Here is an 11,306-nt window from a genome sequence, read left to right on the forward strand (position 1 = left end):
GAGCCGGCCGAGGCCGCCGACAGCGCCGAAGGGCCCGAGGCCCCCGAGCGATGGCGGATGCCGCGGCTGCGGCCCGACAGAGGCAGCGGCATCGCCGCGGTGCGCGTGCCCGTGGGGGAGGCGCCGGGGCGCGGTGCCTGCTCCCCGGTCCCGGAGCCGGCGGGCCGCACCCGGTTCTCGCCCGTCCAGTCGTGGTCCTCGACCCGCGTCACCGGGATCGCCCCGGTCGTGAAGCGCGGCTCGACCCCGCGCTGGATCGCCTCGAGGATCCGCGCGACCGCCGCCGCAGAGCGGGGACGGTTCGCGGGCGCCTTGGCCAGCATCATCATCACCAGCCGCCGCAGGTCCGCGCCGATCGCCTCCGGGAGCTCCGGCGGCTGCTGCTTGACCTGCGCCATCGCGATCTCCACCTGGCTGGAGCCGGTGAAGGGGCGGCTGCCCACGAGCATCTCGTAGGCGACGATGCCCAGGGCGTAGATGTCCGAGAGGGAGGTGGCCTGCTTGCCCATCGCCTGCTCGGGGGAGAGGTACTGGGCGGTGCCCATGACCAGGCCCGTCTTCGTCAGCCGCGCCTGGTCCTTGCTGCGCGCGATCCCGAAGTCGGTGATCTTCATGGACCACCCGTCCTTCTCGTCGACCAGCACGTTCTCGGGCTTCACGTCGCGGTGCACGACGCCCTTGGAATGGGCGGCGTCCAGCGCCCGGGCGAGCTCGATCATCAGCTGGACCACGCGCTTCTCGGGAAGCCCGCCGGGGTTCTCCTCGATGATGTCCGAGAGGGGACGGCCAGGGCACAGCTCCATCACGATGTAGGCGCGGCCGTCGAGCTCGCCGTAGTCGTACAGCGCGGCGATGCCCTCGTGGGAGAGAGCGGCCGTGTGCCGCGCCTCGGCCCGGAAGCGTTTGAGGAAGCCCTCGTCGCCGGCGTACTCCTCGCGCAGCACCTTGATCGCGACATCGCGCTCGAGCTCCTGGTCGCGGCCCTTCCAGACCTGACCCATTCCGCCCGTGGCGATGAGCGAGGTGAGCTCGTACCGTCCTTCGAGCACGAGCCCCGGTTCGGTCCTCATCGCTGGATCACCGCCTCCATCACGTCACGGGCGATCGGTGCCGCGGTGCGCGACCCGTATCCGCCCTCCTCGACCACGACCGCGACCGCGATCTTCTGCTCGTCCGTCTGTCCGTACCCGACGTACCAGGAGTGGGGGGAGCGGTCCTCGCCCCACTCGGCGGTGCCGGTCTTGCCGCCCACCTCGACGCCGTCGATCGCCGCCGCCGAGCCGGTGCCGTCCTCGACCACGCCCACCATCATCTGCCGCATCTGCGCGGCGTTCGCGGCGGACAGCGGCTGGCCGACCTCCTTCGGGGTCAGCTCGGAGACGGTGGAGAGGTCGCCCGTGCGCACGGCCTGGACGAGCTGCGGCTGCATGACCACGCCGTCGTTCGCGAACGCCCCGCCGACCATCGCCATCTGCAGCGGCGTCACCCGGGTCTCGTACTGCCCGATCGAGGTGGTCGCCAGCTGCGCGTCGTCGAGGCCCTCGCCGATCCGGGAGGGCGTCACGCCCATCGGGATCGAGAGGTCCTGGCCGAAGCCGAACTCCTCGGCGGTGCTGCGCAGCTGGTCCTGCCCGATCTCGACGCCGAGCATGCCGAAGGAGGTGTTGCACGACTGGCGCAGCGCCTCGGCGAGCGTGGACTCGTCGTCCGGGCCGCACGGCTCCTGGCGCCCCTCGGAGAAGTTGTTCATCGTCGACGAGGAGTTCGGCAGCTCGTACTTCCCGGGGCCGGGGATCACCGACTCGGCGGTGTAGTCGCCGGTCTCCAGCGCCGCGGAGGCCGTGACGAGCTTGAACGCCGATCCGGGCGGGTAGAGGTCCCCGCCGATCGCACGGTTGGTCAGCGGCCGCTCGGGGTCCTCGTTGAGCGAGGACCAGGCCTGCGAGACCGCGCCGGTGTCGTGGGAGGCGAGCTCGTTGGGGTCGAAGCTCGGCGCGGAGACCATCGCGAGGATCGCGCCGGTCTCCGGGTCCAGCGCCACCACGGCGCCGCGCCGGCCGTCCAGCGCGTCCCAGGCCGCCTGCTGGGCGGCGGAGTCGAGGGTGAGCTCGACGCTCGCGCCCTGGTTCTCGCGGCCCGAGACGACATCGGCCAGGCGGTGGTAGAACAGCGAGTCCGCCTCGCCCGAGAGGGTGTCGTTCAGCGAGCGCTCGATGCCGGTGAAGCCGTAGACCACCGAGTAGTAGCCGGTGATCGGGGCGTACATCGCGCCGGGGTCGTAGGTGCGCAGGTAGCCGTAGGTGTCCTCGGACTCCTGCGAAGTCGCGATCGCGTGCCCGTCCACCACGATCGGTCCGCGATGGCGGCCGTACTCGCTCTGGAGGGTGCGCTGGTTCTGCCCGTGGGCGGCGAGCCGGCCTTGGGCGATGACCTGGAAGTAGGTGGTGGAGGTGAACAGCAGCACGAAGAGCACGCCGACCACCAGCCACACGTGGCGAAGGGGCTTGTTCACGCGATCGCCTCCTGGCCGGTGCGGGCGGGGGAGCCGGGCAGGGTCCCCTCGACCTGGCGGGCGGCGGGGCGCCGGGCCGCGTCGGACAGGCGCACCAGGATCCCCGCGATGATCCAGTTGCACACCAGCGAGCTGCCGCCCGCGGCGAGGAAGGGGAGGGTCAGGCCCGTCAGCGGGATCACCCGGGTCACGCCGCCGACGACGACGAACACCTGCAGCGCCATCACGAAGCCGAGCCCCCCGGCGAGCAGGGTGCCGAAGCCGTCGGAGATGCCGACGGCCGCGCGGATCGCGCGCTGGACCAGCAGCAGGTACAGCAGCAGCAGCGCGAAGGCGCCGACCATGCCCATCTCCTCCGCGAAGGAGGAGAAGATGAAGTCGGACTCCGCGTGCGGCACCATGTCGGGCCGCCCCTCCCCGAGGCCGGTGCCGACCAGACCGCCGTTGGCGAGCCCGAACAGGCCCTGGCTGATCTGCTCGCAGGAGGAGAAGTTCTCGCCCGAGAGCGGGTCCAGCCAGCAGGTGATGCGGGTGCGGACATGGCTCATCTGGGTCGCGGCGAAGACCGCCGGCGGCAGGAACATCACCGCCCCGATCACGAGCCAGCTCAGCCGGTCGGTGGCGACGTAGAGCATCACCACGAACAGGCCGAAGAACATCAGCGAGGTCCCCAGGTCCGTCTCGAAGACGAGCACCGCCATCGCGAAGCCCCAGGCCACCAGGATCGGGCCGAAGTCCGACCAGCGCGGCAGATGGATGCCCAGCACCTTCGGGCCCGCGAGCGCGAGGGTGTCGCGCCGGGCGACGAGATAGCCGGCGAAGAAGACCGCGAAGGCGATCTTCGCGAGCTCCGCGGGCTGGAAGCTGAAGCCCGCGACGGAGATCCAGATCTTCGAGCCGTTGCGGGCCGAGCCGATCACGGGCACCAGCGGGAGGAGCAGCAGCACGCCGCCCGCCACGGCGCTGATCCAGGTGTAGCGGCGCAGCCATCGGTGGTCGCGCAGCAGCACCAGCAGCGCCGCGCACAGCACCACCCCGATCACGGCCCACAGCATCTGGCGGTCCGCGCTCGCGGAGCTGCGCAACCCGTAGATCTCGTTGGCGGCGTGGACGGACTCGATCATCGTCACGCCCAGGAGGTTCAGCAGCACCACGATCGGCAGGATCACGGGATCGGCGTAGGGGGCGCGCCACATCACGGCGATCTGGAGCACGGCGACGAGCACCAGCGCGCCGATCCCGACCTGGAGCAGGTTCGCGGGCAGCTCGTCGAAGCGGCCCAGCCCCACCAGGGCGTAAGCCCCCACGCCCACCGCCACCGCGAGGAGCAGCAGCAGGGCCTGGATCAGGCGGCGCGGCCGTGCGGTGTAGGAGACGATGGTGGCCACTACGTCGCCTCGCCCTCGTCGGGGGAGCCGGCCGTGGGCGGCCGGTTCGCGGCCGCCGCCTGCTCGAGACGGTCGATGATCTGGTCGGCGCCCTCGCGGTCGGAGGCGCTGATCGTGCTCTCGACCTGCTGGCGCGTGATCTCGGGGAGGTCCTCGATCTCGATGTCGGTGACCTCGAGCGGCTGGGACAGGGAGACGGGGCCGAGATCCTGGGCGAGGCCCTGGTAGAGCACCACCCGGGTGCCGTCGGTGCCGACGTAGTACTGCCGCTGGGACCAGGCGTAGCCGCCCCACAGCAGCCCGCCGAGCAGCGCGACCAGCAGCGCCAGCACGACGACGGCGGGCCAGGGGCTGCGCCGCGGCGGCTCCTCCTCGGAGAAGTCCTCGTCCTCGTAGGGGATCTCCGGCTCCTCGCGGGTGAGCGCGGCGGCCTTCGCGGCGGGACCGGAGGCGGCGGTGGGCCGGTGCCGGTTCCGCGCCGCGGAGCCGACGATCTGCGGGGTCGTGGACGGCGCCTCGACCCCGCGGGGGAGGGCGTCGAGGTCCACGACGTCGGCGACGATGCAGGTGATGTTGTCGGGACCGCCGCCCTTCAGGGCGAGCTGCACGAGCGCGTCGGCGCACTCGCCGGGGTCCTCGATGTCCTTCAGGGTCGCGTCGATCGTGTCGAGGGAGACCAGCCCGGAGAGGCCGTCGGAGCACAGCAGCCAGCGGTCGCCCACATGGGCCGCGCGCAGCGAGAGGTCCAGCTCGGGATCCGCGTCGACATCGCCGAGCACGCGCATGAGCACCGAGCGCTGCGGATGCCGCTCGGCCTCGTCCTCCGTGAGGCGGCCCTCGTCCAGCAGGCGCTGGACGAAGGTGTGGTCCTTCGTGATCTGGACGGTCTCCCCGTCGCGCAGGAGATAGGCGCGGGAGTCGCCGATGTGGGCGAGGGCGAACTTGCCCTCGGCGCGCAGCAGCGCGGTGATCGTGGTGCCCAGGCCCCGCAGCTGCGGCTCGTCCCGTGCGCGGCGCAGGATCTCCTGGTTCGCCTCGAGCACGCTCTCCTCGAGGGTCGCGACGATGTCGGAGGCCGGGGTCTCGGAGTCCAGGGTGGCCAGGCGCCCGATCGCGACCGAGGAGGCGACGTCGCCGCCGGCATGGCCGCCCATGCCGTCGGCGACCACCAGCAGGTGGCTGCCCGCGTAGGCGGAGTCCTGGTTGTTCGAGCGGACCAGGCCCACGTCGGAGCGGGCGGCGTAGCGCAGGGCGATGCTCATCGCGGACCTCGTCTCAGCTCGATCTCGGTGCGGCCGATCCGCACCTGCGCCCCGGGCCGGAAGGGCACCGCGCCCTCGATGCGCCGCCCGGAGACCAGGGTGCCGTTGGTCGAGCCGAGATCCTCCACCATCCACTCGTCCTCGCGCTGGAAGACGCGGGCGTGTCGGTTGGAGGCGTAGTCATCGTCGAGCACGAGCGTGCACTCGGGGGCCCGGCCGATGAGGATCGGGGTCGAGCCGAGGGTCAGCGAGGTGCCGCGCAGCGGCCCGGCGGTGACGACCATCGCGGCCTGGGTGATCTCCGGATCGGTGCGCAGCGAGGCGGGGTCGGCGCCCGCCTGGGAGGCGGCGCCGCCGATCGGGCCGGAGGCCGGTCGCTGCTCGCGGCGCGGGTCGCGGCTGGAGCGGGTGACGACGGTGGTGCCGAAGAGGTCGTTGCGCAGCACGAGCACCACGACCACCACGAAGATCCACAGCGCCAGGACGAGGCCCAGACGCAGGGCGACGAGGGTCAGTTCGCTCATGGGGCGCTCACCAGGCCGCCGGGCCCGAGCCCGGCAGCAGGACGGTCAGGCGCGTCCGCCCGATCTTGATCAGGGAGCGGTCGTGCAGCGGGACGGGCGTGCGGATGCGCTCGCCGTCGACGAAGGTGCCGTTGGTCGACCCGAGGTCGGTGGCGACCAGGGACGAGTCCGGCTCGGCGCGCAGCTCGAGGTGGTGCCGGGAGACGCCCGTGTCCTCGAGGATGATGTCCGCGTCGCCGCCGCGGCCGATCACTGTGACGGGGCCGGTGAGCAGGTACTGCTGCCCGTCGATCTCGACGATGGGGCTGCCGCCGGGGCTGTCCTGGGCGGCGCCGGTCGCCGGAGCGACGCTGCCGCGCTCGGTGCGGGACTCGGTCTCGAAGCGGCCCTGACGGACCTCCTCGTCCTGCTCGAGGGCGACGGAGACGGCGCCGACGAACATGTAGCGCTGCTTGTCCGCATGCTCCATGAGCACGCGCTGGAGCTCGTCGAGGAGGGTGTCCTGCCAGGAGGAGAAGCGCTCGAAGTCCTGCGGGTGCAGGTAGACGGTGTACACGTTCGGGGCCAGGGTCCGGGTGCGGTCGAGCACCTGGATCTGGTCGTCGCACTCGCGCTTGAGGCCCTGCGCCAGGTCGAGGGGCTTCAGCTGCCCGCGACCGGGCGAGAACACGCTCGTCACGCCGCGGTCGAGGCTGCGCTCGATCCGATCCAAGATCCCCACGGTGGTCCTTCGCTCTCGCTGGGCTGCCAGGTGCGGGCAGCGACCCGTCGACGGGGCTGCGCGCCCCCCGATCGTAGCGCGTGGCAGGGCGCCGACCGGGCGCGCAGGGCGCGGAGGCGGCGAGGGAATCGTGCAGGAGGGGTGAAGGCGGCGGTCCCGGGACGTCGCTGCGCCCCGGCAGGACGCCGGGGCGCAGCGGGCGGGTCGGATGATCCGTGGTCTGGTCCGTGCCTCAGCGGATCAGCACCCGCTGGCCGGTGCGGAACCAGCCGCGCGCCCACAGGTAGTCCGACGCGCCCACGGAGATGCGGCTGCAGCCGTGCGAGGCGGGATGGGCGGGGATCGAGGTGGAGCCGTGGATGGCCCAGCCGCGGTCGTAGTAGCCGGGCCGGTACATGTTCCCCAGCGGCCCGCTCTGCCAGCCCCCGGAGTGCAGGCGGTACATCCGGAAGTCGCCCTTCGGCGTGGTCGCCGTCTTCCAGCGGCCGCCGGAATAGTAGCGCTCCCCGCTGCCGGTGGAGGTGTTCAGGATGCAGGCGATGCGGCCGCCCCCGGTGAGGATCAGCAGCTGCCTCGAGAGGTCGACCTCGAATCCGCTGCCGCTGGTGATCCGGCGGCCCGGCTGCTTCCCCGCATCGAGCGCGCCCCAGGTCCTCGCGCCGACCACGCCGTCCCGGCCGAGGCCGGCGGCCTTCTGCACGGCGAAGACGGCCTGCTGGGTGAGGTGCCCGAAGCTGCCGTCGGGAGTGCCGCACCAGTAGCGCAGGGCGTTCAGCCGGTTCTGCAGGGTGGACACCGCGCTGCCGCGGTCCCCCTTGCGGAGCGTCGGGCCGGCGGCGTCGGCGACCCCGGTGCCGAGCGCGAGCCCGGCGCCGAGCGTGCCCACGCCCAGCAGCAGGAGTCGTCGGCTCGGGGCCGGCAGCGGTGCCGCCCCTCCGTCGGCGCCCCCGGCGCTCGTCGGACGGTCGGGTCTCGGTGCGATCGTCAGGTCCATCGGTCTTCCCCTCGTGTGCGTGCGGTCGCCCGGTGCTCTGTGGAGCGGGCGGGTGGTCCGGCGCCGCTGCGGGCGCCAGGGGTCACATCCTGCACGGGTCAAGAAAGAGTAAACAAGCGGAAAAGACGCCTGGCCGACCCATGGTGTGTAAAGGTTCTGTGATGCCGCAGGTGAGCGGACGAAACGGACATATAACGTTTCGGTCACGGCACGGTCGGAGCGGCCCTGCAGACTCCCGGGCGGGCTCCGGGGCGGGCTCGCCGGCAGGGTCCGGGACGGCCCTCGGCGGGCGGAGGGCCCGTGCCATAGTGGAGCGCGTGCAACCCTCCACCGCGCCCGTGATCCCCGTCGACCTCGACGCCGCCCACGCCCTCGGCGTCACGGACCCGGGCGGCACCGTCCATCTCCAGGGCGAGACCGGGCGGGTCTTCGACCTCGCGAGCGTCTCCAAGCCCCTGGCCGCCCTCGGCGTGCTCGTCGCCGTCGAGCGGGGCCTGGTCGACCTCGACGAGCCCGCCGGGCCCGAGGGCGCGACCGTGCGCCACCTGATCGCGCACACCGCCGGCTATCCCTTCGAGGGGGAGGAGACGGTCGGCGCGGTCGGCGCCCGCCGCATCTACTCCAACACCGGCTTCGAGGTGCTCGCCGCCCACGTCGAGGAGTCCACCGGATACGACTTCCCCGAGTGGATGGAGCAGACCGTGATCCAGGGACTGGACCTCGTGGACCTCGAGGTGGACGGCTCCCCGGCCGCCGGCTACCGCGGCACCGTGGCCGACCTGCTGGTCGTCGGCCGCGAGCTGCTCGCGCCCACCCTGATCTCCGACGTCCTCCACGAGGAGATGCGCACGGTGCAGTTCCCGGGGCTCGCCGGGATCCTCCCCGGCTACGGACGCCAGACGCCGAACGACTGGGGCCTCGGCATGGAGATCCGCGGGCGCAAGGACCCGCACTGGACCGGCGCGCACTCCTCCCCGCGGACCTTCGGCCACTTCGGGCAGTCCGGCTCCTTCCTCTGGGTCGACCCCGAGGCGGGCCTCGCCGCCGCCTTCCTCGGCGAGCGGCGCTTCGGCCCCGACCACGTGCGGATCTGGCCCGGGATCACCGATGCGATCCTCGAGCGCTTCGCCGGGGGCGGGAGGGGCCGATGAGCGCCCTCGGACTGCTGGACGAGTTCGGCTTCGAGGCTGCCGCGATCGTGCTCGGCCCCGAGGGGGAGCGGGAGCGGCGTGGCGACGTCGAGCGGATCCGCCCCTGGCGCTCGGTCACCAAGGCCCTCACCGGCCTCGGCGCCGCGCTCGCCCTCCAGGAGGGGCGCGTGTCCCTCGACGACGAGGCCGGCCCGCCCGGCGCCACGCTCCGCCACCTCCTCGCCCACGCCTCTGGCTGCTTCTACGAGTCCGACGCGACCCTCCAGGCGCCGGGCCTGCGACGCCACTACTCGAACTACGGCATCGACGAGGCCGCCCGCCACGTCGAGCGCGCCGTCGGCCGGGACTTCGGCGACTGGGTCCAGGAGCGGATCGCGGACCCGCTGGGGATGACGGGCCTGGAGTGGGAGGGCTCCGCCTCCGTCGGCGCCTCCGGCGCCCTCGTCGACCTCGCCCTGCTCGCCGCCGAGCTGCAGCACCCCACGCTCCTGGACCAGGAGGTCCACGCCCAGCTCGTCGGCGTCCACTTCCCGGAGCTGGTGGGCATCATGCCGGGCTTCGGCAAGCAGGACCCCAACCCCTTCGGGCTCGGCATCGAGGTGCGCGGCACCAAGTCCCCGCACTGGACCGCGACCACCGGCAGCGAGCGGACCTACGGCCACTTCGGCATGCGCGGCACCGCCTTCTGGATCGACCCGGAGGCGGACCTCGCCCTCGTCGTCGGCACCTCGCACGACTTCTGCGACGCGCACCGCGAGATCATGCCGCGCCTCGGCGACGCCGTGCTCGCCGCGCACCGCTGACGCGATAGCGTCCAGGAAGAACCCCGGGACGCTGGAGGGCCGACGAGACCCCGCGACCCGTCCCACGCGCCGAAGGAGCCGCCACATGTTCGACGACCGGGAGCTGACCGAGGCCCGCATCCGCCGGTTCACGCAGGACCACCTGGTCCCGCGGATCCACCAGGAGCGGGCCGAGGTCACGATCACCGCGCACCGGCTCGAGGGCGAGCCGATCCCGCCGCGCGAGGCGATCGCCCGGGAGTACGGCCCCGTCGAGGTCGGGGCGCCGCTGGGACGCGCCTGGTCCACCACCTGGCTGCACGTGACCGGCACCGTCCCCTCCGACTGGGCCGCCGACGAGCACTCCGTCCCCGAGCTGATCGTCGACCTCGCCTTCACCGGACAGCCCGGCTTCCAGGCCGAGGCGCTCGTGTTCACGCCCGACGGCGTGCCCGTCAAGGGGATCAACCCCTGCAACCGGCACCTCCCCGTCCGGCCCGGCGAGGAGCTCGACTACTACCTCGAGTGCGCCGCGAACCCGATGGTCGCCGGGAACTGGACCTTCGCGCCGACCCCGCTCGGCGACCTCGCGACCGTGCCCGAGGAGGAGCTCTACACGATCGAGGAGCTCCACCTCGCCCGCCGCGACGTGAGGATCTGGGAGCTGCACGAGGACGTCCGTGCCCTCGCCGGTCTCATGCACGAGCTGCCCGGGACCAGCGCGCGCCGCCACGAGATCCTCCGCGCGCTCGAGACCGCCTGCGACGTCGCCGACCCCGACGACATGCCCGGCACCGCCCGGGCCGCCCGCGAGGCGCTCGCCCCGGCGCTGGCCGCGACGGCCGGCTCCTCCGCCCTGACCGTGCTCGCCACCGGCCACGCCCACATCGACTCGGCATGGCTGTGGCCCGTGCGGGAGACGGTGCGCAAGGTCGCCCGCACCTTCTCCAACGCCTGCACCCTGATCGAGGACGACCCCGACATCACCTTCTCCGCCTCCTCCGCCCAGCAGTACCGCTGGATCCGGGACCGGTACCCGGAGCTGTTCGCGCGGATCCGCGAGCACGTCGCCGGCGGCCGCTTCGTGCCCGTGGGCGGGACGTGGGTCGAGTCCGACACCAACATGCCCGGCTCCGAGGCGATGGCACGGCAGTTCGTCGCCGGCAAGCGGTTCTTCCTCGAGGAGCTCGGGGTCGAGACGCGTGAGACCTGGCTGCCGGACTCCTTCGGCTACTCCGCCGCGCTGCCGCAGATCGCCGCGCTCGCCGGCCAGGAGTTCTTCCTGACCCAGAAGGTCTCCTGGAACCAGATCAACACCTTCCCCCACCACACCTTCCGCTGGGAGGGCCTGGACGGCACCAGCGTGTTCACCCACTTCCCGCCCGCCGACACCTACAACGGCTCCCTCACCGGATCCGAGCTCGCCTACTTCGAGCGGAACTTCAAGGAGAAGGGCCGCTCCTCGATCGGCATCGACCTGTTCGGCTGGGGCGACGGCGGCGGCGGACCCACCCGCGAGATGATGGCCGCCGGGCGCCGCGCCGCCGACCTCGAGGGCTCCCCGAAGGTCGAGTTCGGCACCGCCGAGGACTTCTTCGAGCGGGCCCGCGCCGAGTACCCCGACGCGCCCGTGTGGAACGGAGAGCTCTACCTCGAGCTGCACCGCGGCACCTACTCCGCGCAGCTCGGCACCAAGCAGGGCAACCGCCGCAGCGAGCACCTCCTGCACGAGGCCGAGCTGCTCGCGACCCTCGCCGCGCTCCGCGCCGAGCACCCCTACCCCCACGACGAGCTCGCCGCGCTGTGGGAGGACACGCTGCTGAACCAGTTCCACGACATCCTCCCCGGCTCCTCGATCGCCTGGGTGCACCGCGAGGCCGAGGCCCAGCACGCCGCGCTCGCCGAACGGGCCGAGCGGATCATCGCCGGCTCCCTCGCCGCGCTCGCCGCGGCCGGCGGGCAGGGCGAGGCG

General features: G+C 72.7%; 10 protein-coding genes. 3 read left to right on the forward strand and 7 right to left on the reverse strand.

All coding sequences use genetic code 11. The annotated features are described in order from the left end of the window. The 7 genes from HMPREF3159_RS09005 to HMPREF3159_RS09035 all read right to left on the reverse strand — a co-directional run. Positions 1-1,070: serine/threonine-protein kinase (locus HMPREF3159_RS09005; RefSeq protein WP_070500720.1), on the reverse strand; the 1,070-nt coding region annotated here is incomplete at its 3' end. Further along, the gene (locus HMPREF3159_RS09010; protein ID WP_070500721.1) at positions 1,067-2,512 is read right to left on the reverse strand and encodes a peptidoglycan D,D-transpeptidase FtsI family protein; all 1,446 of its coding nucleotides are present in this window, start codon (positions 2,510-2,512) and stop codon (positions 1,067-1,069) included. The genes HMPREF3159_RS09010 and HMPREF3159_RS09005, both read right to left, overlap by 4 nt. Next, positions 2,509-3,900: an FtsW/RodA/SpoVE family cell cycle protein gene (locus HMPREF3159_RS09015; RefSeq protein WP_070500722.1), complete on the reverse strand. Its 1,392-nt coding sequence runs from the start codon at positions 3,898-3,900 to the stop codon at positions 2,509-2,511. The genes HMPREF3159_RS09010 and HMPREF3159_RS09015 overlap by 4 nt, the downstream gene beginning before the upstream one ends. After that, positions 3,900-5,162 (reverse strand): PP2C family protein-serine/threonine phosphatase, encoded by a 1,263-nt coding sequence (locus HMPREF3159_RS09020; RefSeq protein ID WP_070500723.1) that lies wholly within the window; start codon positions 5,160-5,162, stop codon positions 3,900-3,902. The genes HMPREF3159_RS09015 and HMPREF3159_RS09020 overlap by 1 nt, the downstream gene beginning before the upstream one ends. After that, positions 5,159-5,686 carry an FHA domain-containing protein FhaB/FipA gene (locus HMPREF3159_RS09025; RefSeq protein ID WP_070500724.1) on the reverse strand — a complete coding sequence of 176 codons (528 nt, stop codon included), beginning with the start codon at positions 5,684-5,686 and terminating at the stop codon, positions 5,159-5,161. Before HMPREF3159_RS09025 ends, HMPREF3159_RS09020 begins: the two co-directional genes overlap by 4 nt. Before the next feature lie 7 nt (positions 5,687-5,693). Continuing rightward, the gene (locus tag HMPREF3159_RS09030; RefSeq protein ID WP_070500725.1) at positions 5,694-6,407 is read right to left on the reverse strand and encodes an FhaA domain-containing protein; all 714 of its coding nucleotides are present in this window, start codon (positions 6,405-6,407) and stop codon (positions 5,694-5,696) included. A gap of 232 nt (positions 6,408-6,639) precedes the next feature. Then, complete coding sequence (locus tag HMPREF3159_RS09035) at positions 6,640-7,401, reverse strand: L,D-transpeptidase family protein (RefSeq protein WP_070500726.1); 762 nt, start codon at positions 7,399-7,401, stop codon at positions 6,640-6,642. 317 nt (positions 7,402-7,718) lie between these two features. Between HMPREF3159_RS09035 and HMPREF3159_RS09040 the strand changes: the two genes are divergently transcribed. From HMPREF3159_RS09040 to HMPREF3159_RS09050, 3 genes are all read left to right on the forward strand, one after another. Then, the gene (locus HMPREF3159_RS09040; protein ID WP_070500728.1) at positions 7,719-8,552 is read left to right on the forward strand and encodes a serine hydrolase domain-containing protein; all 834 of its coding nucleotides are present in this window, start codon (positions 7,719-7,721) and stop codon (positions 8,550-8,552) included. Beyond that, the gene (locus HMPREF3159_RS09045; RefSeq protein WP_070500727.1) at positions 8,549-9,355 is read left to right on the forward strand and encodes a serine hydrolase domain-containing protein; all 807 of its coding nucleotides are present in this window, start codon (positions 8,549-8,551) and stop codon (positions 9,353-9,355) included. Before HMPREF3159_RS09040 ends, HMPREF3159_RS09045 begins: the two co-directional genes overlap by 4 nt. Positions 9,356-9,440: 85 nt before the next feature. After that, positions 9,441-11,306: alpha-mannosidase (locus tag HMPREF3159_RS09050; protein WP_371441706.1), on the forward strand; the 1,866-nt coding region annotated here is incomplete at its 3' end.

Origin of the sequence: Brachybacterium sp. HMSC06H03 (assembly GCF_001807385.1) — a bacterium.
Classification (GTDB): Bacteria; Actinomycetota; Actinomycetes; order Actinomycetales; family Dermabacteraceae; genus Brachybacterium; species Brachybacterium conglomeratum.